The sequence below is a fragment of the Tabrizicola sp. M-4 genome (assembly GCF_051132405.1).
Lineage (GTDB): Bacteria > Pseudomonadota > Alphaproteobacteria > Rhodobacterales > Rhodobacteraceae > Paragemmobacter.
In genome coordinates this window covers 3,077,371-3,101,137 of record NZ_CP128606.1, presented here as the reverse complement: position 1 = coordinate 3,101,137, position 23,767 = coordinate 3,077,371, and the positions used below count along the sequence as shown (strand labels likewise).

Annotated in this window: 18 protein-coding genes; 9 read left to right on the top strand and 9 right to left on the bottom strand. The window is 65.4% G+C overall.

What is annotated here, in order from left to right:
- Nucleotides 1-36: 36 nt before the first annotated feature.
- Complete coding sequence (locus TabM4_RS15160) at nt 37-1,029, top strand: efflux RND transporter periplasmic adaptor subunit (RefSeq protein WP_434614091.1); 993 nt, start codon at nt 37-39, stop codon at nt 1,027-1,029.
- A complete protein-coding gene (locus TabM4_RS15155; protein WP_434614088.1) occupies nt 1,022-4,219 on the top strand; it encodes an efflux RND transporter permease subunit in 3,198 nt (1,065 codons plus the stop codon). Before TabM4_RS15160 ends, TabM4_RS15155 begins: the two co-directional genes overlap by 8 nt.
- Nucleotides 4,220-4,419: 200 nt before the next feature.
- Here TabM4_RS15155 and TabM4_RS15150 read toward each other — a convergent pair whose 3' ends face one another.
- The 6 genes from TabM4_RS15150 to chvE form a co-directional block, all read right to left on the bottom strand.
- Nucleotides 4,420-5,331 (bottom strand): Gfo/Idh/MocA family protein, encoded by a 912-nt coding sequence (locus TabM4_RS15150; RefSeq protein ID WP_434622107.1) that lies wholly within the window; start codon nt 5,329-5,331, stop codon nt 4,420-4,422.
- 8 nt (nt 5,332-5,339) lie between these two features.
- Complete coding sequence (gene araD / locus TabM4_RS15145) at nt 5,340-7,082, bottom strand: L-arabinonate dehydratase (RefSeq protein WP_434614085.1); 1,743 nt, start codon at nt 7,080-7,082, stop codon at nt 5,340-5,342.
- 7 nt (nt 7,083-7,089) lie between these two features.
- Nucleotides 7,090-8,085, bottom strand: coding sequence for an AraD1 family protein (araD1, locus tag TabM4_RS15140; protein ID WP_434614082.1), 996 nt, complete (start codon nt 8,083-8,085; stop codon nt 7,090-7,092).
- Nucleotides 8,086-8,093: 8 nt separating this feature from the next.
- Nucleotides 8,094-9,290, bottom strand: a complete 1,197-nt coding sequence (mmsB, locus tag TabM4_RS15135) for a multiple monosaccharide ABC transporter permease (RefSeq protein WP_434614079.1) — start codon at nt 9,288-9,290, stop codon at nt 8,094-8,096.
- Nucleotides 9,290-10,825, bottom strand: a complete 1,536-nt coding sequence (gene mmsA, locus TabM4_RS15130; RefSeq protein ID WP_434614076.1) for a multiple monosaccharide ABC transporter ATP-binding protein — start codon at nt 10,823-10,825, stop codon at nt 9,290-9,292. The genes mmsB and mmsA overlap by 1 nt, the downstream gene beginning before the upstream one ends.
- Nucleotides 10,826-10,891: 66 nt before the next feature.
- Entirely contained in the window at nt 10,892-11,965 is a 1,074-nt protein-coding gene (gene chvE / locus TabM4_RS15125) for a multiple monosaccharide ABC transporter substrate-binding protein (RefSeq protein WP_434614073.1), read from the bottom strand.
- 155 nt (nt 11,966-12,120) lie between these two features.
- On the opposite strand from chvE, the gene TabM4_RS15120 reads away from it, so the two are divergent.
- The 6 genes from TabM4_RS15120 (at nt 12,121) to TabM4_RS15095 (ending at nt 17,383) form a co-directional block, all read left to right on the top strand.
- The gene (locus TabM4_RS15120) at nt 12,121-13,062 is read left to right on the top strand and encodes a LysR substrate-binding domain-containing protein (protein ID WP_434614070.1); all 942 of its coding nucleotides are present in this window, start codon (nt 12,121-12,123) and stop codon (nt 13,060-13,062) included.
- Nucleotides 13,063-13,192: 130 nt separating this feature from the next.
- Nucleotides 13,193-14,332: an aromatic ring-hydroxylating oxygenase subunit alpha gene (locus TabM4_RS15115; RefSeq protein ID WP_434614067.1), complete on the top strand. Its 1,140-nt coding sequence runs from the start codon at nt 13,193-13,195 to the stop codon at nt 14,330-14,332.
- A 71-nt stretch (nt 14,333-14,403) separates the two neighbouring features.
- A complete protein-coding gene (locus tag TabM4_RS15110; RefSeq protein ID WP_434622105.1) occupies nt 14,404-14,817 on the top strand; it encodes a RidA family protein in 414 nt (137 codons plus the stop codon).
- A gap of 101 nt (nt 14,818-14,918) precedes the next feature.
- Nucleotides 14,919-15,596, top strand: a complete 678-nt coding sequence (locus TabM4_RS15105; protein ID WP_434614064.1) for a DUF1028 domain-containing protein — start codon at nt 14,919-14,921, stop codon at nt 15,594-15,596.
- A 92-nt stretch (nt 15,597-15,688) separates the two neighbouring features.
- Nucleotides 15,689-16,624 (top strand): LysR family transcriptional regulator, encoded by a 936-nt coding sequence (locus TabM4_RS15100; RefSeq protein WP_434614061.1) that lies wholly within the window; start codon nt 15,689-15,691, stop codon nt 16,622-16,624.
- Nucleotides 16,625-16,654: 30 nt separating this feature from the next.
- Nucleotides 16,655-17,383 (top strand): sirohydrochlorin chelatase, encoded by a 729-nt coding sequence (locus tag TabM4_RS15095; protein WP_434614058.1) that lies wholly within the window; start codon nt 16,655-16,657, stop codon nt 17,381-17,383.
- A 48-nt stretch (nt 17,384-17,431) separates the two neighbouring features.
- Here TabM4_RS15095 and TabM4_RS15090 read toward each other — a convergent pair whose 3' ends face one another.
- Nucleotides 17,432-20,083: an ATP-binding protein gene (locus TabM4_RS15090; protein WP_434614055.1), complete on the bottom strand. Its 2,652-nt coding sequence runs from the start codon at nt 20,081-20,083 to the stop codon at nt 17,432-17,434.
- Between the two features lie 175 nt (nt 20,084-20,258).
- On the opposite strand from TabM4_RS15090, the gene TabM4_RS15085 reads away from it, so the two are divergent.
- The gene (locus tag TabM4_RS15085) at nt 20,259-20,867 is read left to right on the top strand and encodes a response regulator transcription factor (protein ID WP_434614052.1); all 609 of its coding nucleotides are present in this window, start codon (nt 20,259-20,261) and stop codon (nt 20,865-20,867) included.
- Nucleotides 20,868-20,951: 84 nt separating this feature from the next.
- Here the strand turns inward: TabM4_RS15085 and TabM4_RS15080 are convergent, their stop codons facing one another.
- Together TabM4_RS15080 and TabM4_RS15075 are read right to left on the bottom strand one after the other, a co-directional pair.
- Nucleotides 20,952-22,343, bottom strand: coding sequence for a glutamine synthetase family protein (locus tag TabM4_RS15080; RefSeq protein ID WP_434614049.1), 1,392 nt, complete (start codon nt 22,341-22,343; stop codon nt 20,952-20,954).
- Nucleotides 22,340-23,716, bottom strand: coding sequence for an aspartate aminotransferase family protein (locus TabM4_RS15075; RefSeq protein WP_434614046.1), 1,377 nt, complete (start codon nt 23,714-23,716; stop codon nt 22,340-22,342). Before TabM4_RS15075 ends, TabM4_RS15080 begins: the two co-directional genes overlap by 4 nt.
- Nucleotides 23,717-23,767 lie beyond the last annotated feature (51 nt).

The window sequence follows — 23,767 nt, the reverse complement described above, 5'->3', positions numbered from 1 at the left end:
GGTTACCTCTGCCCCGTCATCGCAAGGAGATTCCCCATGCGCCTTACTATTGCCGGTCCGATCATCGCCCTGATGCTGGGCTCTGTCGCCGCCTTCGCCGAAACCGTGACGGTGGAGGCTGTCCCGATCACCGAATGGAAGGCCGTGTATGGCCGGATCGAGGCGCGGGATCGCATTCCGGCGCGTGCGCGGCTGGGGGGGACGCTGGTTTCGCTGAAGGTGGCGGAGGGTGATCTGGTCGCGCAGGGTGATGTGCTGGCGGAAGTGGTGGATGAGAAGCTGGGCTTCCGGCTTTCGGCACTGGATGCGCAGGCCGGGGCGCTTGGGTCCCAGCTCGTCAATGCCGAGACGGAATTGAAGCGGGGCGAGGAGTTGCTGGCGCAGGGGGTGACGACGGCGCAGCGGTTGGATGCGCTGCGGACGCAGGTGGATGTGGTGAAGGGACAGTTGGCCGCCGTTGCGGCGGAGCGGCAGGTGGTGGAACAGCAGGCGGCGGAAGGGGTGGTGCTGGCCCCGGTGGCGGGCCGGGTGCTGGATGTGCCGGTGGCGCAGGGCGCCGTGGTGATGCCGGGTGAACCTGTCGCGCAACTGGGCGGCGGCGGCATCTTCCTGCGGCTGGCGGTGCCGGAGCGGCATGCGGCGGAATTGAACGAGGGTGACGCCATCGAGATCGAGGGCGCGGCTGGAGCGGTGGCCGGGCGGTTGGTGAAGGTCTATCCGCTGATCGAGAATGGCCGCGTCGTGGCGGATGTCGAGGTGGCCGATCTGTCCGATCGCTTCGTCGATGCCCGTGTGCTGGTGCGCCTGCCGGTGGGTGAGCGGGAGGCGCTGCTGGTGCCGGAAACCGCGCTGGTGACGCGCGGCGGGCTGGATTTCGTGGGCATAGAGGGCGCGGGTCTGCGGACGGTGGTGCCGGGTGCGCGGGTGGTCGTGGACGGCGCGGCGATGGTCGAGGTGTTGACCGGGCTGAAGGCCGGGGATGCGGTTCTGGCCGTGGCGCCCGAAGCGGGTGAGGTGGGCCATGAGTGACGCGAAGCTGGGCATTGCAGGGCGGCTGACCAAGGGGTTCATCGATTCTGCCCTGACGCCCCTTTTCATCCTTGCCGCGTTGGCGGCCGGGCTGGTGGCGCTGGTGTCGCTGCCGCGCGAGGAGGAGCCGCAGATTTCCGTGCCGCTGGTGGATATCCATGTGCAGGCGCAGGGCCTGCGCGCCGAGGATGCGGTCAAGCTGGTGACGGAGCCGTTGGAGATCCTCGTGAAGGGGATCAACGATGTGGAACATGTCTATTCCCAGACGCGGGACGATGCCGCGCTGGTGACGGCGCGGTTCGAGGTGGGCACCAAGGCCGAGGATGCGATCCTGCGCGTGCATGACAAGCTGCGCGCCAATATGGACCGGATTCCGGTGGGTATCCCGGAGCCTTTGGTCATCGGGCGGGGGATCGACGATGTGGCGATCCTGACGCTGACCCTTTCGGGCGACGAGGGGGTGACGGCGAATGACCTGACACGTGTGGTGCGCGCGCTGCAATCCGAGGTGGCGAAGACCGAGGATGTGGGTCTGACCTATATCGTGGGCGAGGCGCAGGAGGCGATCCGCATTGCGCCTGACCCGGAAAGGCTGGCGCTCTATGGCATCACGCTGCAGCAACTGGCGGGGAAGGTGGCGCAGGCCAACCGGACGCTGAACACCGGAAAGATCCGCGATCAGGGTGGGCAGATCGACCTTGTGGCGGGGCAGACCATGACCGCGCCTTCGGAAGTGGCGAACCTGCTGCTGACGGCGCGGGATGGTCGGCCCGTCTATGTGGCCGATGTGGCGGAGGTGAGTTTCGTTCCCGACACTTCGGATCACATCGTGAGCCATCTGGTGAAGGGCGAGGACGGTGCGGTGCATCGGTCGCCTGCCGTGACGCTGGCCGTGGCGAAGCGGGCGGGGGCCAATGCCGTGGTCGTGGCCGAAGAGGTGCTGCATCGGGTGGAGGGGCTGGAAGGCAAGCTGATCCCGGACGGCATGCACCTTACCGTGACGCGCGACTATGGCGAGACGGCGAATGAAAAGGCCAATGAACTGCTGTTCCACCTTGGCCTTGCCACTGTGTCGATCATCGCGCTGGTCTGGCTGGCCATCGGTTGGCGCGAGGCCATCGTGGTGGCCATCGTCATCCCGGTGACGATCCTGCTGACGCTGTTTGCGTCATGGATCATGGGATACACGCTGAACCGGGTGAGCCTGTTCGCGCTGATCTTCTCCATCGGCATTCTTGTCGATGATGCCATCGTGGTGATCGAGAACATCGCGCGGCATTGGGGGATGAAGGACGGGCGCGGGCGGATGGCTGCGGCCATCGACGCGGTGGCGGAGGTGGGCAATCCCACCATCGTTGCCACGCTGACGGTGGTGGCGGCGCTGTTGCCGATGCTCTTCGTGAGCGGTTTGATGGGACCCTACATGTCGCCCATCCCGGCAAATGCATCGGCAGCGATGATCTTTTCCTTCTTTGTCGCGGTCATCATCACGCCCTGGCTGATGGTGAAGATCGCGGGGAAGGCCGACATGTCGGCCCATGGCGGCGACGACAGCCATGGGGGGCATCATGGCGGGCTGCTGGAGCGGTCCTACAATGCCGTGGCGCGGCCGCTGCTTGCTTCGAAAGGGCGCAGCCTTGCGTTCCTTCTGGTCACCGCCGTCCTCTCCTTCGGGTCGCTGGCGGCGCTGTATACGCGGGATGTGACGGTGAAGCTGCTGCCCTTCGACAACAAGTCGGAGCTTTCGGTGATGATCGACCTGCCCGAAGGCGCGTCGGTGGAGGCGACGGATCGCGTGGCGCAGGATGTGGCGGCTATCGTGATGGGGATGGAGGAGGTGACGTCGGTCCAGACCCATGCGGGGACGGCGGCGCCCTTCAACTTCAACGGGCTGGTGCGGCATACCTATCTGCGGCAGGAGCCGCAATTGGGTGAGGTGGCGATAAACCTGTTGCCCAAGACCGAACGGGACCGGGCGAGCCATGACATCGCGCTGGATATCCGTGAACGGCTGAAGGCTGTGGCGGTGCCAGAGGGGACGGTGTTGAAGACCGTCGAACCCCCGCCGGGGCCGCCCGTCATCGCAACGCTCCTGGCCGAGGTCTATGGGCCGGACGCCGAGACGCGGCGGCAGGCGGCGGCGCAGATCCGTGCGGCGTTCGAGAGCGTGCCCTTCGTGGTGGATGTGGATGACAGTTTCGGCGTCATGGCCCCGCGCCTGCGGGCAACGATTTCGACCGACGATCTGGAATTCTTCGGCGTGCAGGAGGCGGATGTCTTCGACACCATGGCGCTGCTGAATGGCGGGCAGGTGGTGGGTTATTCGCACCGGGGCGACGGGCGGCATCCCATCCCCTTGATCGTGGGGCGCGACAAGGCCGACCGGGTGCTGGATGAGCGGTTCCTGACGACGCCGATCCCGGCCAATGTCCTGCCCGGCGCGCGCGGGGTGGTGGAACTGGGCGATGTGATCCGCGTGGCGGAGGAGCAGTCGTCCTATCCCGTCTTCCGCCACAACGGGCGCGAAGCCGAGATGGTGACGGCAGAGCTGGCCGGCGATTTCGAGGCCCCGCTTTACGGGATGCTGGCCGTGGCCGATGCCATCGAGGCGCAGGACTGGGCGCCGGGCACCAAGCCCGAGATCAGCCTGCACGGGCAGCCGGAGGATGAGGGCAAGGTCACGCTGCTGTGGGATGGGGAATGGGAAGTGACCTTCGTCACCTTCCGCGACATGGGGGCGGCCTTCGGCGTGGCGCTTTTGGGTATCTATATCCTGGTGGTGGCGCAGTTCGGGTCGTTCAAGCTGCCGCTGGTGATCCTGACGCCCATCCCGCTGACCTTCCTTGGCATCATCCTTGGCCATTGGCTGTTCGCGGCCCCCTTCTCGGCCACGTCGATGATCGGCTTCATCGCGCTGGCGGGGATCATCGTGCGGAACTCCATCCTGCTGGTGGATTTCATCCGGCATTCGACGACGGGGCCGGTGACGGTGGATGTGCTGGTGGAGGCGGGGGCGATCCGGTTCAAGCCCATCCTCCTGACGGCCATCGCGGCGATGATCGGGGCGGTGGTCATTCTGGCGGACCCGATCTTTCAGGGGCTGGCGATCTCGCTTCTGTTCGGGCTTTTGTCGTCGACACTGCTGACGGTGCTGGTGATCCCGGCGATCTATCGGGTGATGCGGACCTGAGGGTTGAGCAAGCCCTCCCTCGGGATGGGGTGGTCCGTCTTCTGTCGCCCCCATAACCGCATGCCGGGGATGACCATGCGCCGGGCGTCAGGCGCGCCACGGGAGGTGCGAATATAGGGGGGGAGGGTGGCAAGCACCCTCCCCCTTTTGCCATCGGGTCTCTGTGACCCCCGATCCGGTGGTGAAAGGGGGTCTATAGGCTAGAACTGGAAGGCGTCGGTGACGATGCGTCGTCCAAGAGTCAGGGCATCGGCGACATGCACCATCGGGGCGAGGTCGACCTCGGATGCGCCGTTGCGGACGAGTTCCGCCATGCGCGCGTAGAGCCGCGGGTATTCGCCCATGATCGTCTGTTCGCCCGCGACTTCCTGTCCTGCCACCTCGAACCGGTTGCCGCCGAAGCGCAGGGCGCAGGGGCCTTGGTCGGTGTCGATCTCGATATCCCAGGTCTGCGGGCCTTCCTGACGCCAGTCGAAATCGGCGGTGACATTGCCGGAAAAGGCGATGCGCGCGGCTATGGGGGTGTCGCGGTTGGCCGGGAATTCCAGATCGGCCTGCGTGACATGGACGGGGGCGGGGAGGATTTCGGTGAGGATCGAGAGGGCGTTGATGCCGGGGTCGAAGACGCCCATGCCGCCCGGTTCGAAGACCCAGTCCTGACCGGGATGCCATTTCCGCACATCCTCGCGCCATGTGATATGAGCGCGGGTGATGGTCTTGTCGGCGAGCCATGCCTTGGCGGGGGCGACGGCCTCGGCCATCCGGGAATGCCATGTGGCGTAGAGGGTGACGCCATGTTGCGCGGCGAGGCGTTCGAGGGCGTGGACCTCGGCCAAGGTCTGGCCGGGGGGTTTTTCCAGCATGACGTGACGGCCTGCCTTGAGCGCCAGTTCCGCGTAAGGATAGCGGGGTTGGGGCGGCAGGCAGAGGGAGATGGTGCCGATATCCGGGCGTTCGGCCAGCAGGGCGGCGAAGTCGGTATAGGCGGGGATGCCGTCAACGGTGCCGGAGCGGCTGACCGTGGCGGCAAGCTCCCAATCTGGGGAAGCCGCAAGCGCGGGGACGTGCTGGTCGCGGGCGATCTTGCCGATGCCCACGAGCGCCAGTTTCATCTTCGCCATCAGTGCGAGTCCTTGCCCACCGGCGCGCCGCGGCAGCCGCGCAGGAAATCGAGATCCGCGCCTTTGTCCGCGCCCATGACATGCTTGTGGTGGAGCATGGCATAGCCGCTGTCGGGCGGCGTGACGCGGGGTTTCCACGCGGCGAGGCGGCGGGCGAGCTCCTCGTCGCTGATGTCCAGATGCAGGCGGCGGTTGGGGACGTCCAGTTCGATCATGTCGCCGTCCTGCACCACGGCCAAGGGCCCCCCTGCGGCGGCTTCGGGCGAGGTGTGCAGGCAGACGGTGCCATAGGCTGTGCCGGACATGCGGGCGTCCGAGATGCGGACCATGTCGGTGATGCCCTTTTTCAGGACCTTGGGCGGGAGGCCCATGTTGCCCACCTCGGCCATGCCGGGATAGCCGCGCGGGCCGCAGTTTTTCAGGACCATGACGCAGGTTTCGTCGATGTCGAGATCGGGGTCGTTGATTTTGGCCTTGTAGTCGTCGATATCCTCGAACACGACGGCACGCCCTCGATGGACCATGAGCGAGGGGGTCGCGGCAGAGGGTTTCAGCACCGCCCCATCAGGGGCTAGGTTGCCTTTCACCACGACGACGCCGCCCGATTGGGTGATGGCCTTTTCGACGGGAAGGATCACGTCTTCGTTGTGGTTGACCACATCCTTGACCTGTTCCCATGCGCTTTCGCCGGAAACGGTGAGCGCGTCCTTGTTCAGAAGCCCTGCCTCGCCCAGACGTTTCAGGACGACGGGCAGGCCGCCCGCGTAGAAGAATTCCTCCATCAGATATTTGCCCGATGGCATCAGGTTGACGATGGTGGGGACATCGCGGCCGAGGCGGTCCCAGTCATCCAGCGTCAGGTCGATGCCGACGCGGCCCGCGATGGCCAGAAGGTGGATGACGGCATTGGTCGATCCGCCAATTGCGGCATTGGTGCGGATGGCGTTTTCGAAGGCCTGACGTGTCAGGATGTCGGAGGGTTTGAGATCATCCTTCACCATCTGCACGATGCGGCGGCCCGACAGTTGGGCCATGACGCGGCGGCGGCTGTCCACCGCCGGGATGGCGGCATTGCCGGAGAGGGCCATGCCCAGCGCCTCGGCCATGGATGCCATGGTGCTGGCGGTGCCCATCGTGTTGCAGGAGCCTGCTGAGCGGGACATGGAGGCCTCGGCCTCGGCGAATTCGGCGGGGGACATTTTGCCTGCCTTCACGGCCTCGGAGAATTTCCAGAGGTGGGTGCCGGAGCCGACACGTTCGCCCCGGAAATAGCCGTTCAGCATCGGCCCGCCGGTGACGACGATGGAGGGCAGGTCGGTCGAGGCGGCGGCCATCAGGAGGGAGGGGGTGGTCTTGTCGCAGCCCACCAGCAGCACGCAGCCATCCATCGGCTGGCCGCGCATCTGTTCTTCTATCGACATGGCGGCGATGTTGCGGAACATCATGGCCGTGGGACGGAAGGCGGACTCCGAGACGGAAAAGACCGGAACCTCGACCGGGAAGCCGCCCGCCTCGTAGATGCCGTTCTTCACCTTTTCCGCCAGCGCGTTGAGATGCGCGTTGCAGGGGTTCAGTTCGGACCAAGTGTTCAGGATGCCGATGACCGGGCGGCCGTCGAAGAGGTCATGCGGGAAGCCCTGATTTTTCATCCAGCCGCGGTGATAGATGTTGTCCCGGCTGGAGCCGCCGAACCATTCCTGCGAGCGCAGTTTGCGGGGCCATTTGGCGGGTTTGAAGGTCATGTTGTCCTCACAGGGTATGGACGGCCACTGTCGCCGCCTGCGGGGCAGGGGCGCGGGCCAGGGGGTTCTTCAGGGGCAGGCCGAAGGGCGCTGCTTCGATTTCGAACATATCGCCGGGTCTGGTGGAAATGCCATCGGCAAAGGAGAGCGTCGCGGTGCCGAACATGTGCACATGCACATCGCCCGGACGACGGAAGAGGTCGTATTTGAAATGGTGATGTTCGAGGTTGGCCATGGTGTGGGACATGTTCGCCTCGCCCGACAGGAAGGGTTTTTCCCAGATCACCGTGCCGTCGCGGCGGATGCGGGACATGCCCTGCACATCGGCGGGCAGGTCGCCCACAAGGATTTCGGGGCCGAAGGAGGCCTCGCGCAGTTTGGAATGGGCGAGCCAGAGGTAGTTCACCCGTTCGGTGACGTGATCGGAAAACTCGTTCGCCAAGGCCCAGCCAAGGCGGCAGGGCGTACCGTCGGTGGCGATGATGTAGATGCCGGCGAGTTCGGGTTCCTCGCCGCCGTCTTCGGCGAATGGGGGCATGGTGAGGGGTTGGCCGGGCGCGATGGCGGTGGTGCCGTTGCCTTTGTAGAACCATTCGGGCTGTACGCCGGGTGTGCCTGCGGGTGGGCGGCCCCCCTCAAGCCCCATGCGGAACATCTTCATGCTGTCGGTCAGTGTGTCGCTGCCGGCCAGTTTGGCATGCATCGAATCGCGTGCGGAGGCGCTGCCCAGATGGGTGAGGCCGGTTCCCGTCAGGTGCATGTGGGCCGGATCGGGATGGGTGATGGGCAGGGTGACGCGCCCCTCGGCAAGGAGGGAGGGGAGATCGACCGCCTCGCCCATGCCCCTCTCGGCGATGATCGCGGCGACGGGGCGGCGGGTGGTGGCGGCCTCCATCGCGAGGTCGTAGGTGGAGGCAGTGCCGCGCAAGATCGCGGCCTCGGACCCCGCGCGGACCACGACGGCGAGGCTGCCGTTGGGGCGGGTGATCTGCGACAGGAGCATCGGGGGCCTCACTTGTTCTTGTTGTAGACGTCGAAGATGACGGCGGCGAGGAGGACGAGGCCTTTGATGACCTGCTGGTAGTCGATCCCAATGCCCATGATGGACATGCCGTTGTTCATCACCCCCATGATCAGCGCACCGACGACGACGCCGATGATCTTGCCCGATCCGCCCGTCATCGAGGCTCCGCCGATGAAGACGGCGGCGATGACGTCCAGTTCGAAGCCGACGCCTGCCTTCGGGGTGGAGGAGTTCAGGCGCGCGGCGACGATCATGCCGGCCAGAGAGGCAAGGACACCCATGTTGCAGAAGGTGAGGAACACGAGGCGATCGGTGTTGATGCCCGACAAGCGCGCGGCCTTTTCATTCCCGCCGAGGGCATAGATGCGGCGGCCCGTGGTCGTGCTTTCGGTGAAAAAGGCATAGAGGACGGTCAGCACTGACAGGACGACGACGACATTGGGCAGGCCGCGGAAGCTTGCCAGCTTGTAGCCGACGAAGAGGAGTGCGGCCGTGATGACGAAGTTACGGATTGTGAAGACGATCATCGGTTCTGGCGCGATGCCGAATTGCTGATCCCGGGCGCGGGCGCGCAGCCCCATCCAGAGGATCGCCACGGCGGCCAGCGCCACAAGGGCGAGCGCCGTCATGTTCGGTTTGTCGACGCCGAAGGCATCGGGGATGAAGCCTGTGGAGAGCGACTGGAACGAGCGGGGGAAGGGCCCGACGTTCTGCCCCGCCAGCAGCCAGAGGGTGAGGCCGCGGAAGACCAGCATGCCCGCAAGCGTCACGATGAAGGACGGAATGCGCCAATAGGCGACCCAGTATCCCTGCGCCGCGCCGATAAGGAGGCCGACGAAAAGGCAGGTCGGTACGACCGCATATACGGGCCAGCCCATGTTGACCGTCAGGACGGCAGCCACAGCCCCGGTGAAGCCTACGACAGAGCCGACGGAAAGGTCGATATGGCCCGCGACGATGACGAGAAGCATTCCCAGTGCCATGATGATGACGTAGGAGTTTTGGAGGAAGAGGTTCGTGATGTTCTGGGCGGAGAGGAAATCCACCCCTTGCGTCACCCGCACGATCACGGTGAAGAAAAGGACGATCGCGACCAGCGCGAGGATCATCCCGTTTTCCCGCAGATGCCCGCCGAGATGCGCGCCGATGCCCTTGCCGCCCGTGCCTGCCGTCTGATCCGCCATCACGCCACCTTCGCCTTGCCGTCATTCTTCAGGATGAGGGACATGATACGTTCCTGACTGGCTTCGGCCTTGGTCAGTTCGCCCACGATGCGCCCCTCGTTCATCACGTAGATCCGGTCGCACATGCCCAAGAGTTCGGGCATTTCCGACGAGATCATCACCACGCCGCGCCCTTGGGCGGCGAGTTCGTTCATGATCGTGTAGATTTCGAATTTCGCGCCGACGTCGATGCCGCGCGTCGGTTCGTCGAGGATCAGGACCTGCGGATCGGCGAAGAGCCATTTCGAGAGGACGACCTTCTGCTGGTTCCCGCCTGACAGGTTCACCACCTTCTGGAACACCGAAGGCGTGCGGATCGACATGGCGCGACGGTATTCTTCGGCCACCTGCTGTTCACGCCCGCGCGAGAGGACGCCGCGCTTGGCGACCCCGGCAAGGTTCGCCAGCGTGATGTTCTTGACGATGGGTTCGTCGAGGACAAGGCCAAGCTGCTTGCGGTCTTCGGTCACATAGGCGAGGCCGGCGGCGATGGCCTTGGTCACGGAGGACGTGTCGACCGGCTTTCCGCCCATCTTCACCGTCCCGGAAATGTCCCGGCCATAGGCGTGGCCGAAGATGGACATGGCGAGTTCGGTCCGGCCAGCGCCCATCAGGCCCGCGATGCCGACGATTTCGCCCTTCCGAACGGTGAAGGCCGCGTCGCGGATCATCTGGCGGCCCTGCTGTTCGGGGTGCCAGACGTTCCAGCCCGATACCTCCATCAGCACGTCACCCGGATTGCTTTCGCGTTCGGGGTAACGGTGGGCCATATCGCGGCCGACCATGTCGCGGATGATGCGTTCTTCGCTGATCTCGGATTTCGACAGGGTCGACACGGTCGCGCCGTCGCGGATGATGGTGATGCGGTCGGCGACGCGGCCGATCTCGTTCAGCTTGTGGCTGATGATGATCTGGGTGACGCCCTGCGCCTTCAACTCAAGCATCAGGTCGAGGAGTTTTTGGCTGTCGTTTTCCTGAAGGGCGGCGGTGGGTTCGTCGAGGATCAGTAGGCGGACATCCTTGGCCAGCGCCTTGGCGATTTCGATCAGTTGCTGCTTGCCGACGCCGAGTTTGCCGACCTGCGTGGTGGGCGGTTCGTCAAGCCCGACCTTCTTGAGAAGGTCGCCAGTCATCTGGAAGGCGCGGGGCCAGTTGATGATGCCGCCCGAGGCCACCTCGTTGCCCAGAAACAGGTTCTCGGCAATGGAGAGGAGCGGCACGAGCGCCAGTTCCTGATGGATGATGATGATGCCCTTTGCTTCGCTGTCGCGGATGCCGCGATTGGCGAGCAGGGCGCCGTCATAGAAGATTTCGCCGTCATAGCTGCCATGGGGATAGACGCCCGACAGCACCTTCATAAGGGTGGATTTGCCAGCGCCGTTCTCACCGCAGATGGCGTGAATCTCGCCCTTTTCCACAGTGAGGTTCACGTGGTCAAGCGCGCGGACACCGGGGAAGACCTTGCTGATCCCCCGCATTTCCAGAAGCGTTGCCATGGCGGTCCCCCGGTTGGAAAAGGCCCGCCCGGCCGCTAGGGCAGGGCGGGCCAAGGTTTCTTGCGGTTACTTCAACTGGTCGGCGGTGTAGTAGCCCGAACCGATGAGGATTTCCTCGTAGTTCGTGACATCGACCGAGACCGGCTCCAACAGGTAGGACGGCACGACCTTCACCCCGTTGTCATAGGTGGTGGTGTCGTTGATTTCCGGCTCACCGCCGGACAGGATTGCATCGACCATCTTCACGGTCACACCTGCCAGCGCGCGGGTGTCCTTGAAGATCGTCGAGTACTGCTCGCCCGCGATCATCGATTTCACCGACGGGATTTCCGCGTCCTGACCGGTGACGATGGGCATCGGCAGGTCGCCCGAGCCGTAGCCCACGCCCTTGACCGACGACAGGATGCCGATGGACAGCCCGTCATAGGGCGAGAGCGCGCCGTGAAGCTGCTTGTCGCCGTAGTTGGCGGACAGCAGGTTATCCATCCGCGCCTGTGCCACGGCACCATCCCAGCGCAGGGTGCCGACCACGTCCATGCCCATCTGGCCCGACGGGATGACGATGTCGCCCGAGTCGATCAGCGGCTGCAGGACGCTCATCGCGCCATTGTAGAAGAAGAAGGCGTTGTTGTCGTCGGGTGAGCCGCCGAAGAGCTCTACGTTCCACGGCTTCACGCCGGGGAAGCGTTCGTTCAGGCCCTTGACCAGCGATTCTGCTTGCTGCACGCCGACCTTGAAGTTGTCGAAGGTCGCGTAATAGTCGACCGAGCCGCTGTCACGGATCAGGCGGTCATAGGCGATGACCTTGATCCCTGCGGCGGCGGCGTTGTCCAGCGCGTTCGACAGCGTGGTGCCGTCGATGGCCGCGATGACGAGGACGTTCACGCCCTTGGTGATCATGTTCTCGACCTGCGCGAGCTGAGTCGGGATGTCGTCTTCGGCATATTGCAGATCGGTGGCATAGCCTGCCGCCTGGAACTGCTCGACCATGGAATTGCCGTCGGAAATCCAGCGTGCCGAGGATTGGGTCGGCATGGCGATGCCGATGGTGCCCTTGTCCTGTGCAAAGACCGGTGCGCCGACGCCGACCATGGATGCAGCGGTGGCAAGCGCGAGAAGCGCCCTTCTGGAAAGTATCATGATGTCCTCCCTCGCCGTGATGCGCCACGGCCCGTTTTCGACCCTTCATCCCGGTTAAGCCCGGATCTGGCCGCGGGGCGCAGAGTTGCAACAGGCTTGCATATCGGTCAAAGAATGATTTGTGATTTTGCTATGGCAGAAACGTTATGTCGGAAATGGATGCCCTTCTGCGGCGGGGATTGAAGCTGTCGCATCTGCGCTTGATGGCGGCGCTGGCCGAGGCCGGGCAGTTGGGGCTGGCCGCGGATCGTCTGGGCATCGCGCAACCCGCAGCCTCGCGCCTTCTGGCCGAGGTGGAGCGGATCGCAGGGCGGTCCGTGCATCAGCGTACGGGGCGGGGAATCGCCCTGACACCGATAGGCGAGGCGCTGGCACGCCGGGCGATGCGGGTGCTTATGGAACTGCGCGATGCCGGGCGGGAGATGGAGGAACTGGCCGGAGGGGGGGCCGGGCATGTGCGTATCGGGTCGGTGACGGGCCCGGCGCTGGATAGGGTGCTGCCCGCGCTGCGGACGGCGCGGTTGGCCCTGCCGCAGGTATCGGCCGAGGTGGTCGTCGCGCCATCGGACCTGCTTGGGCAGCAATTATTGGCTGGGCGGATGGATTTCGCCCTTGGCCGCATGCCGCCGGGGATGGAGGGGGAACTGACGCTTTCCGCGCCCATCGGCGCGGAACCCGTTGCCCTGATGGTGCGGCGGGGGCATCGTCTGGCGCATGGGGGACGGATCGATCCGATCGAGTTGATGGATTTCGACTGGGTCATGCCGGGTCCGGAGGCGCTGCTGACCCGGGCCGTGATGGAGCGCCTGACGGATCTTGGTCTGCCGCAGCCGCCGCAACGGCTTGCCACCTCGTCCTTCCTGCTGACGCTTGCGCTGATTCAGCAATCGAATGCCATTGCCCCCCTCGCGCGGGCGGTCTGCGACCGCTTTGCCGGGACGGGATCACCCTATGTGATCCTGCCTGTCGATATGGGGATCGTAGTGGAGCCTTTCGGTCTGCTGACCCGGACCGGGGCTATCCTGACCCCGGTCGCGGCGAGGCTGTGTTCCATGGTGATGGCGCAGGGCGGCGAGGGAGCGGAGGGCGCTGATTAGGTTAGTCCTAAGCCGCGCGGCGGAACATCCTGCTTTCCTTGCGGTTCGCGGTGATGGATTGTCGGGTCGCGCGATGATCCCGGTCCACTGACCGGGAAACGAACGGCGCTGCCGCTGGAGGACCTGCCCGATGACCGCACGCGACCCCGCCCTTCACGCCCTTGAGGAATTGCGGGCCAATGTGGCGGTGCCTTTCGAGCGGGCGCAGGCGATGCCGAAGTCCGTCTATGTGTCGCCCGAATTCGCCGAAGCGGAGGAGCGGCACATCTTCGCGCGCGACTGGCTTTGCGCCGGACGTGCGGATGCGCTGAAGGAAGCGGGCGATTACCTGACGATGGAGATCGCGGGCGAGCCTGTGATCATCCTGCGCGACAGGGATGGGGCCCTGCGCGGCCTGTCGAATGTCTGCCGCCACCGGATGAGCACGCTGCTGGAAGGGCGGGGAAGGGTGCGCAGCATCGTCTGCCCCTATCATGCCTGGACCTACAACCTCGACGGATCGCTGCGCGGTGCGCCTGCGATGACCTTGAACGAGAGTTTCTGCAAGGAACAGGTGCATCTTCCGCAGATCCGTGTGACCGACTGGTTGGGCTGGATCATGGTGACGCTCAACCCCGACGCGCCGGACGTGCACCAGTCCCTGCGCGACGTGGAGGCTCTGGTCGGCCATCTGGACATGGCCAACTATGCCGAGACCTTCCGCGAGGAATTTCGCTGGGCCACGAACTGGAAGGTGCTGGCCGAGAATTTCATGGAAAGCTATCATCTGCCGGTCTGCCATGCGGGCACCATCGGGGGCAGTTGCGACCTTGCCCTGATGGAATGCCCCGAAGGGACCGAGTCTTTCAACTACCACTGGATCGTGAAGAACGACACCGTTCCGCTGGCACTTGCCCATCCGTCGGACACGCGCCTGCAAGGCGATGAGCGGCGGATCACATGGCTGCTTGCAGTCTATCCAGCCCTGCTAATCACTCTGACCCCAGGCTATTTCTGGTATCTCTCCCTGACGCCTGACGGACCGGGGCATGTGAAGGTGCTCTACGGCGGCGGGATGAGTGCAGCATGGATGTCCGATCCCGAGGCACCTGCCCATCTGGCTGCCGTCAAGGCGCTGCTTGACGATGTGCAGGTCGAGGACAAGGGCTGCACCGAGAAGGTCTATCGCGGCCTTCTAGCCCGTATGTCCGCCCCCGGACCACTGAGCCATCTGGAGCGGCCGAATTTCGAATTCGCGCAATACATCGCCCGGATGATGCACGAGGCATGATCCGACCCTGCCGGGGGCGCAGGAACGTCCTCCGGACTGCCGAAATCCCACAGATGCAACGGAAAGTACCCATGGCCCATATCCGCCACCGCAAGTTCAACACCAAGGACACCTATCCGGAGCAAAAGTTGGACAACGACCTTGCGCAGGCCGTCGTCGCGCGGGGGACAGTGATCTTCCTGCGCGGGCAATGCCCGCAGGATCTGGACACGGCGAAGAACATCGAAAGTCACGACCCCGTCGAACAGACTCACAAGGTCATGCAGAACATCCGCCAACTCGTCGAGGAATGCGGTGGGAAGATGGAGCATGTGACGAAACTTGTCGTCTATCTAACCGATGTGCGCCATCGTGAGGCTGTCTATCGCACGATGGGAGAGTATATCCGGGGGGTGCATCCGGTTTGCACCGGGCTGGTCGTGGTTGCGCTGGCGCGGCCCGACTGGCTGGTGGAGATCGATGCCACGGCTGTCATTCCCGACTGAACCGCCTTGCATGCCTGTCGCATGGGTATTTGGGCCGAGACGAAGATGCGGGCCCCCGGATCCCTGAACCGCTGACGAGGCCCTATTCTTCGAGGTTACGCATGACTTTTTCCTTGTTGGCCCGCTGTTCCGACACCGGCGCCTTCGGCATGGTGATCTCATCCTCCTCGCCCGCCGTGGCGGCGCGCTGTGCCCATGCGCGGGCAGGGGTGGGCGTGGCCGCGACGCAGAACATCACCGACCCCGCGCTGGGGCCCGCGCTTCTGGCGCGTTTGGCGGGGGGGGCGGATGCCTCCGGCGCGATGGCGGCGGTCGTGGCCGGGGCCGCGCATGTGGACTACCGGCAGTTGATGGTTGTGGACGGGCAGGGGCGCACGGCCAGCCATTGCGGTGCGCGCATCCTTGGCCGTTGGGGGATCGCCGAGGGGCCGGGTGTGATTGCCGGTGGCAACCTGCTGGCGCATGAAGGGGTGCCGGGGGCGATGGTCGAGGGGTTTCTGGCCGCAGGTGGCGCATTGGGTGACCGCCTGATCGCCGCCCTCATCGCCGGGCGGGATGCCGGGGGCGAGGCGGGGCCGGTGCATTCGGCGGGCCTTCTGATAGTGGATCGCGAAAGCTGGCCGGTGGCGGAGTTGCGCTGCGACTGGTCGGAAGAGGCGCGGCCAATCGAGGCGGTTGCGCGGGCCTGGGAGGTCTATGCGCCGCAGATGGCGGCCTATGTTCAGCGCGCCCGTGATCCGCGCGATGCGCCGTCCTATGGCGTGCCGGGGGATGAGTGATTGCAGCGACCCGTGCGGCGCGCGGGGAACGGCGGGCATGATGCTGCGGATGGGGCTTTCGCAAGCGGCCCCGCGCGTCTAGCTTTTGTGCCATGCCGCTGCGCTTTACGCTTCGCCAACTTGAATACCTTGTCGCGGTCGCGGATTGCGGCTCGGTCGCGCTTGCGGCGGAGCGGTGCCATGTCTCGTCACCGTCGATATCGGCGGCCATCTCGCAACTGGAGCAGGAATTCGGCCTGCAGCTTTTCGTTCGGCGTCATGCGCAGGGGCTTTCGCTGACCGAAGGGGGGCGGCAGTTCACCGAAGCCGCGCGCGAGGTGCTGTCGGCGGGGGCGGCGTTGAACGACCGTGCGGCCGAATTGACCGGGCAGGTGCGCGGGCCGCTTGCCGTGGGCTGCCTGCTGACCTTTGCGCAGGTGGTGTTGCCGCGGCTGCGTCGAGGCTTTGCCGAGGCCTTCCCCGAGGTTGAGTTTCGCCAGTCGGAGCATGACCATGCCGGGCTGATCGAGGCGCTGCGCCACGCGACCATCGACCTTGCGCTGAGCTATGATCTTGAGATTCCGGGTGATCTGGCCTTTCATCCCCTGCTTTCGCTGCCACCCTATGCGCTGTTGCCCGAAGAGCATGCGCTGGCGACGCGGGCCTTCGTCACGGCGCAGGATCTGGCGGAATGGCCGATGGTTCTTCTGGATCTGCCCTTCAGTGCGGATTACTTCCTTTCCTTCTTCACGGCCGAGGGGTTGCGGCCCCGCATTGCCGAACGGACGCGTGATATGGGGGTGATGCGGGCCATGGTTGCCAACGGGTTCGGCTATTCCATCGCGAACATCCGGCTGGGATCGGATCGGGCACCGGATGGGCGGCGTCTGGTCTTCGTGCCGCTGGTGACGACCCGCCCGCCGATGCGGATGGGGCTGATCCTGTCACAGGCTTCCCCGTCTCGGCGGGCGGTCGCGGCTTTCGTCGACCATTGCCGCGCGGCGCTGACCGAGGACGCGTTGCCGGGGTTGACGGGACCGGAGGCTTGACCCGATGGCCGTCCTGTCTAGATGCCGCGCATGATGCCGCGCAACGACCTTTCCCGCAAACCCGCCGCCCTTATCGTGGCGCATGGTCAACCTTCTGATCCTGCGCCCGCCGGGGCCGAGATCGCCTTCCTTGCGGCCAAGGTGCAATCCCTGATGCCGGACTGGCATGTCCGTGCGGCGACGCTGGCCGAGCCCGGCGCAATTGCGCGGGCTGTGGCGGAGGCGGGAGAGGAGGGGCTGGTCTATCCGCTGTTCATGGCAGGAGGCTGGTTCACCCGGACACATCTTCCGGAAAAACTGGCCGAAGCAGGGGGCGCGCGCTGGACGGTGCTGCCACCCTTCGGACTGGACGGGGCGGTGCAGGCCCTTGCCGTGGATGTTGTGCGGGAGGCGTTGCTGGTGGATGGGCTGGTGGCGCGAGAGGCAACGGTTCTGGTGGCGGCGCATGGCAGTTTTCGCAGCCCCGCCCCGGCCGAGGTGGCGCGGGACGTGGCGACACGGTTGCAGGGCGAGCTGGGCCTTGCGCGGGTGGAGGTCGGGTTCATCGACCAGAGTCCCCGCATCGCCGAAGTGGCGGCGGGTTTGCCGGCTGACGCGATTGTCCTGCCCTTCTTTGCGGCCCGCGGTGGCCATGTCATCGATGATCTGCCCGCTGCCCTAGAGGAGGCGGGTTTCTTGGGGCGGGTGCTGCCGCCGCTTGGCCTTGATGCGCGCGTTCCGGGGCTGGTGCGCCGGGCGCTGAAGGCTTCGCGGGGCTGAGAGCGGCGGGCCCGCAAGTCAGACCTGCGACAGGCCTGCTGCGGCGGCCTAGCCCTGCTCTGCGATGTGGAGGGCCGTGGTTTCCGTGCCCGTGCCCAGCTGTTGAGAGAGCAGGGCGCGTGTCTCCCTCCAGATCGCGGGCAGGGCTTCCAAGGCCTGAAGCAGGGATGGCATGTCCTCGGTCTTGATTGCCGTTTCCGCCTGAACCAGCACCTCCCTGAGGGCGCGGGTGCCGAAGGTCCCCGAAGCGCCTGACAGGCGATGGCACAGGGCCGCGATCTCGTCACGCTGCGTATCGGGGGAGAGGGCCGCGATCTGGTGAAGAATGCCGTCACCGTCGACCACGAGCCGCTGGATCAGGGGACGGGATGTTTCCGGGCCAAGGTGACGCAGCATCTGATCTAGGGCGTCGGTGTCAAGGACCGGCGGCTCTGCCGAGGTTTCTGTCTTCTGTCGCGCATCGGGGGCCGGAGAGAAGGTGCCCCCGGACCCGGAAGGGAGCAGTGCGCGCAGAAGGTCGTCGCGCGTTACCGGCTTGGTCAGGGCAGTTTCCATGCCGACCGCGCGAAACTGCGCCTGTTCCTGTGGCAGGGCATGCGCGGTGAGGGCGAGGATGCGTGCCTGCGCGCTTGGCCCCTTCGCGCGGCGGATGGCGCGGGTGGCGGATACCCCGTCCAGTCGCGGCATGGAGATATCCATCAGGATGACGTCGAAGGCGGTCTGTGCGGCAAGGTCGACGGCCTGCTGTCCGTCATGCGCCTCGGTCACCCTGTGCCCCGCGCTTTCGAGAAAGCGGCGCATCAGAAAGCGGTTGATCGCATTGTCCTCGACCAGAAGGATATCAAGCGGTTCGATCCGCAATTTCGCCCCTTCGCTATCTGAGTGCACTTCCCCACCGTCGTCTCCTGTAACCTGATGCGGCAAATCGATCCCGGTCACGGCTGCGGGCTCCGCCGCGGCAATCGGCAGGGGAAGGCGCAGCCAGAACAGGCTTCCCTCGCCCATCAGGCTTTCCACGCCGATATCTCCGCCCATGGCACGGGCAAGGCGACGGGCGATGCCAAGGCCCAGCCCGGTGCCGCCCGCGCTGCGCCCATAGCTGGAGTCGAGCGTGACGAAATCGTCGAAGATGCGGTCCAGATCTTCCTCGGCTATGCCGATCCCGGTATCGGAGATGCGGAATTCGACCATCGGGGCAGGGGTTTGCAGCCGCTCCACCTCGACGGCGATATCGCCGTTTCGGGTGAATTTCACGGCATTCCCGATCAGATTCAGCAGGATCTGGCGCAGGCGGCCACGATCACCGGTGACCCAGTCCAACGGGCCGGAAAGAGTAGAGAGAGTCAGGCGGTTGCCGCCGGCCGCGGCAAGCCCCGCCTGATTGGCGACGGTCTCTTCCAGCAGGCGATCGAGGTTGAAACTTGCCTTTTCGGGCAGGGCGACACCGGCCTCGGCGCGTGAGACATCAAGTACGGAATTTACATGTCCGAGGAGGATTTCGCCCGATGCCTCCATCACCGAAAGAAGTTCCGCCTGCTCGCGTGAAAGTCGGGTGTGCCGCAGCAGTTCGACCGAGCCGATCAAGCCGTTGAGGGGGGTGCGCATCTCGTGGCTCATGACGGCGAGGAACTCTGCCTTGGCCTGTTCTCCGGCCTGCGCCTGATCGAGTGCGCGGGTCAGGGCGGCCTCGTCGCGGCGGCGGAGGGAGATGTCCCGGACGAAGGCGACGACGAGGCCTTCTTCGGGGACTTGCGCGCGCGCGATGGAGACTTCCGCAGGAAAGACCGTGCCATCGGCGCGGCGGGCATCGATCTCGATCCGCAGCGGTTCGCCCGCACGGGTGGGGGTGTCGCGGATCGCGGCAATCAGGTCGCGCGCCTGTGGGCCGTTTGCACCTTCGGCAAAAAGCGCTTCGAAGACGTGCCTGCCGCGCGCCGCTTCCGTCGAAAGGCCGAAGATGGCTTCGGCAGCGGGGTTGAATTCACGGATCCGCCCCTGCCGGTCGGTCACGACGATGCCGTCGGCCGAGGCCGAGACGATGGTTGCCAGTCGAGCGCCCGTTGCCCGCAGCACGGCGCGCTGTGTCTCGGACCGACGGAATTGCACGGCAAGGACGCCCGCGACCCCGACCACGATGAAAAGAAGTGTCGCCGTCACCATGGCAAGCCTGAGCAGCGTCGAGGAAATGGACTCGCGGTTGAGATCCGCCTGGGCCACGAATTCCGAAAGGGCGTTGAGCGTAAGGGTTCGCGCGGCGGCCCGTACATCCGGAAGGGGCGCGAGGATCGCGGGGATCGCTTCGGCAAGGACCGGGTCCGGTGCGTCGATGGTTGCCACGGTATCGTCGAGGAAGCCGCGCAGGCGGCCATACTCGGGCGCGAAATCGGGCCCCGTCAGCATGGGCGCGTAAAGGGGGCTTTGCTCCAGCATGCCGATCCGGCTGTAGAGGACGTTGAACCAGCGGCGCACCTCATCGAGGTGCTCGGGCGTTGGTTCGGTCCGGGCGAACTGAAGGGCGGATTGCAGGCGCAGGATCTCCACCTCGGTCTGCATCACGACCCATTGGGTATTGTCTGTCGAAGCGCGTTGCAGCGCCGTCAGTTTCGAGCGCACCTCATGGGCGAGAAGGCCGATCGCGACGAGGCAGAGGATGGCAAGCCCTGCCATCGTGCCCAGCCGAACCTGCCGTGCCCAGCGCATGCCCCCCAATCCGCACCCTTTCCCTGTGATCCCGGCCCTGCGGCGTCGCGCAGCCTGGCAACAGGCTGCACCTTGCGCAGAGGCTAGGACAGAAGGGCCTTGCTTTCCAAGGTGTTTCGCATGTCATGCTGGGCTGGACGGTGCAGTTGGCCGTTCCGGCAGCGACAGGTGGCAGATGCGGCTTCTTCTGGCCGATGACCATGATCTTGTGAGGGAAACGCTTGCGGCCTTTCTCGTGGCCGAGGGTTTCGAGCAAGTCCGCTGCGTGGCCAGCCTACCAGAGGCGCTGGCGGTGCTGGAAGAGGATCGGGGTTTCGATCTGGTGCTTCTGGATTACACGATGCCCGGGATGAGCGGTCTGGAAGGTCTGGCCCGCGCCCGTGCCGCGGCACCGAACGTGCCCATAGCGATCATCTCGGGAACGGCGCAACGCGATCTGGCCGAGGCTGTCCTGCAGGCGGGGGCAGCAGGGTTCGTTCCGAAGACGCTTGCGGCACGGGCGATGATTGCTGCGGTGCATCTGATGGCATCGGGTGATGTATTCGCTCCTATCTCGCTTCTGCTGCGGGAACCGGCCATCGCGGCGTCGCTGCAAAGCCTGACGCGGCGCGAGACGGATGTGCTGCGGGGGATCTGCGAGGGAAAGTCGAACAAGGAGATTGCCCGCGACCTCGATCTGCAGGAGGTAACGGTCAAGCTTCACGTAAAGACGCTGAGCCGAAAGCTGGGGGCGAAGAACCGCACCCATGCCGCCATGATCGCGCGGGACTCCGGGTTGAGTTGAGAGGGCGAATTTTCTGCGAAAATTCGACGGCCCCGGCTGTGCCGGGGCTTGATTTTTCGCAGAAAAATCGCGGCGATTGAGGGGTTAGACGGTGTGGAGGTAGAGGTCGAAATCGACCTCGCTCACCGTTCGTGCCACGCGCGCGTATTCGGCGGCCTTGATCGCGGTGAAGGTGCGGTGCATGTCCTCGCCCAGCGCCTCTTTCAGGAAGGCGGAGCCCTGTGCCGCGACGATGGCCGAGCGCCAGTCGACCGGGATCGGGGGGGCATCCTGCGCCTCGGCATAGCCGTTTCCGGTTGTTTCCGGGCCGGGATCGATGCGGTGTTTCAAGCCGTGCCGGATGCCGGCCAGCACCGTGGTCGCCACCAGATAGGGGTTTGCATCCACGCCGGCGGGGCGGTGTTCGATGCGCCGCGCCTTGATGTCGCCCGCCGGGATGCGCAGGGCGACGGAGCGGTTGTTCACCCCCCAGGTTGGGCTGACCGGGGCATAGCTTTGCGCGGCGAAGCGGCGCCATGAATTGGCATGCGGGGCGAAGACCAGCATCGATTCGCCCATCGTCGCGCGCAGTCCGCCCAAGGCGTGCAGAAGGGTGGGGTTCCATTGCCCCTCGACCGTCTCGATGAAGACGTTGCGTCCATCGGCATCGCAGAGGGAGACGTGGAAATGCATCCCCGATCCGGCGTAATTCTCCACCGGCTTGGCCATGAAGCAGGCGGTGACGCCATGCTGGCGGGCCTGCAGGCGGACGATCCGCTTCAGGCGCATCAGGTCGTCGGCGGCCTGCATCACGTCGGTGCGGTAGTGCAGCGTCAGTTCGTATTGGCCGGGCGCGTATTCGGAGATCATCGTCTCGGCCTTGATCCCGGCCTTCTCGGCGGCGGCGTAGATGTCGCTGAACAGCGGCAGCATCCCGTGCAGGTGATCGACGGAATAGACTTCCGTCTTGTGCGACCCGCGCCCGTCCAGCACGTCGCGGGCGGGTTGCACCTTGCCATCGGGGCCACGGTCATTGGCCAGCAGGAAGAACTCCAGCTCGAAGGCCCCCGCGGGGTGCAGGCCTTCGGCGGCCAGCGCGTCGACCTGTCGTTGCAGGGCGTGGCGCGGGTCGGAGGTCATGGGGTTGCCGTCGAGGTCGTACATCGACATCAGCAATTCGCCCCGCGCGGGCTTTGTGGCGTGCAGCGGGATGAGGCTGCCGGGGATGGGCCAAGCGCGCAGGTCGCCATCGCCCTGATCCCAGATCAGGCCTGTTTCATGGACATCCTCGCCGCAGATGTCTAGGCCGAGGATCGAAATGGGCAGATGGCGGCCATTGTCGTAAAGCGAAAGCAGCTCATGGCGACGGATGATCTTGCCGCGCCCGATCCCGTTCGAATCGTGCAGGACGATGTCGAAGGCCTCGATTTCGGGATGGGCGGCGAGAAAGGCTTCGGCCTCGGCGCGGCATGAGCCGGAGGGGCTTTGCGTGGTCATTCTTCGTTTCCGGGAAAGAGGTCGGTGAGGATGTCGTCGAAGGCCGCGATCAGGCGGTCGATCTGGCGATCCGTCGTGGCAGGGCTGACGAGCATCATATTGTGGAAGGGCGCGATGAGGCAGCCGCGGTTGAGCAGAGAGGTGTGGACGACGCCTTCCACCTCGGGCTGGTGGGCATGGTGCGCCTCGGTTCCGTTGCGCAAGGGGCCGGGGGCGCAGATGAACTCCACCCTGGCGCCGACGCGGACGACATGCCAAGGGGCCCTGTGCGTTTCGATAACCTTGGACAGACCGGAGGCAAGGCGATCTGCGCCAGCTTCCATATGGGCGTAGTTTTCCGGCGTCATCACCTCGGCGAGCGTGGCGGTGAGACAGGCGAATTGCATGGGATTGGCCGAAAGCGTGGTGCCCATGCCGGAATGGCCCGGCTCGCGGGTCTCGTTGTAGGCGGCGAAGCGGTCGGCCACCGAGGGGCGCATGCCCCAGACGGCGGTGGGCAGACCTCCAGCCACGCATTTGCCGACGACGAACATGTCGGGGTCCAGGCCATGTACGGCGGTATAGCCGCCAAGCCCGGAGGAGATCGTATGCGTCTCGTCGATGATCAGCAGGGCGCCATATTGCGTGGCGAGTGCGCGCAGGCCCGCGTGGAAACCCGGTTCGGGCAGGACCATGCAGGAATTGGTCATGACCGGTTCTGTGAGGATGGCGGCGATCTCGCCCGATTTCAGCGCGGCTTCGACTGCGGCGAGGTCGTTGAATTCGACGGCCATGGCGGCCTTGGTCAGGTCCTGCACCTGCCCCACGAGACCCGCGCGGTTGATGGTGGTGCCGCCCGCGAGTTCCACCATCGTGTCGTCGAGCGTGCCATGATAGCACCCGTTGAAGACGAGGACCTTGGGCCGCCCCGTCACGGCGCGGGCCACGCGGAGGGAGAAGCGGTTGGCGTCGGTCGCGGTGGTGGCGATCTGCCAGCGGAAGGTGCCGAAGCGTTCAGTCAGCAGGCGGCCTGCCTCCATCGCGGCTTCGGTCGGCAGCATGTAGGTCAGGCCGCGGGCGGCCTGCGCCTTGATCGCCTTGGCGACCGGTTGTGGCGAATGGCCGAACATGGAGCCGGTATCACCAAGACAGAAGTCGTCGATCCGGTGGCCGTCGATATCGGTGAGTTTCGCGCCCTGCGCCTTGGCCACCAGCGGCAGGTGGGGCATGGGCCAATCGGCCATCCAGTGCATGGGCACGCCGTTCAGCCAATGGCCCGCGCCCTGTTGCAGCGCGATGGCGGCCTTTGGGCGGGAGGCGGCGTAGCGGTCCGCCTCGCGCCGGGCGATGGCATCAAGTCTGGAGCGGGGGATGCCGGCGATGATCTCGGTCATGGAGTCGGGTCCGTCTGGGCTTTGCCCTGCTTATGGCGCGGAATTTGATCA

Excerpts from the sequence above, each read along its gene's own strand:
- TabM4_RS15155 (WP_434614088.1), top strand. The coding sequence starts at position 1,022 with ATGAGTGACGCGAAGCTGGGCATTGCAGGGCGGCTGACCAAGGGGTTC.
- TabM4_RS15075 (WP_434614046.1), bottom strand. The coding sequence starts at position 23,716 with ATGACCGAGATCATCGCCGGCATCCCCCGCTCCAGACTTGATGCCATC.
- TabM4_RS15090 (WP_434614055.1), bottom strand. The coding sequence starts at position 20,083 with ATGCGCTGGGCACGGCAGGTTCGGCTGGGCACGATGGCAGGGCTTGCC.
- TabM4_RS15095 (WP_434614058.1), top strand. The coding sequence starts at position 16,655 with ATGATGCCGCGCAACGACCTTTCCCGCAAACCCGCCGCCCTTATCGTG.
- TabM4_RS15110 (WP_434622105.1), top strand. The coding sequence starts at position 14,404 with ATGGCCCATATCCGCCACCGCAAGTTCAACACCAAGGACACCTATCCG.
- TabM4_RS15085 (WP_434614052.1), top strand. The coding sequence starts at position 20,259 with ATGCGGCTTCTTCTGGCCGATGACCATGATCTTGTGAGGGAAACGCTT.
- TabM4_RS15115 (WP_434614067.1), top strand. The coding sequence starts at position 13,193 with ATGACCGCACGCGACCCCGCCCTTCACGCCCTTGAGGAATTGCGGGCC.
- araD (WP_434614085.1), bottom strand. The coding sequence starts at position 7,082 with ATGACCTTCAAACCCGCCAAATGGCCCCGCAAACTGCGCTCGCAGGAA.
- TabM4_RS15080 (WP_434614049.1), bottom strand. The coding sequence starts at position 22,343 with ATGACCACGCAAAGCCCCTCCGGCTCATGCCGCGCCGAGGCCGAAGCC.
- mmsB (WP_434614079.1), bottom strand. The coding sequence starts at position 9,290 with ATGGCGGATCAGACGGCAGGCACGGGCGGCAAGGGCATCGGCGCGCAT.
- TabM4_RS15150 (WP_434622107.1), bottom strand. The coding sequence starts at position 5,331 with ATGAAACTGGCGCTCGTGGGCATCGGCAAGATCGCCCGCGACCAGCAC.
- TabM4_RS15160 (WP_434614091.1), top strand. The coding sequence starts at position 37 with ATGCGCCTTACTATTGCCGGTCCGATCATCGCCCTGATGCTGGGCTCT.
- araD1 (WP_434614082.1), bottom strand. The coding sequence starts at position 8,085 with ATGCTCCTGTCGCAGATCACCCGCCCCAACGGCAGCCTCGCCGTCGTG.
- chvE (WP_434614073.1), bottom strand. The coding sequence starts at position 11,965 with ATGATACTTTCCAGAAGGGCGCTTCTCGCGCTTGCCACCGCTGCATCC.
- TabM4_RS15105 (WP_434614064.1), top strand. The coding sequence starts at position 14,919 with ATGACTTTTTCCTTGTTGGCCCGCTGTTCCGACACCGGCGCCTTCGGC.
- TabM4_RS15100 (WP_434614061.1), top strand. The coding sequence starts at position 15,689 with ATGCCGCTGCGCTTTACGCTTCGCCAACTTGAATACCTTGTCGCGGTC.
- TabM4_RS15120 (WP_434614070.1), top strand. The coding sequence starts at position 12,121 with ATGGATGCCCTTCTGCGGCGGGGATTGAAGCTGTCGCATCTGCGCTTG.
- mmsA (WP_434614076.1), bottom strand. The coding sequence starts at position 10,825 with ATGGCAACGCTTCTGGAAATGCGGGGGATCAGCAAGGTCTTCCCCGGT.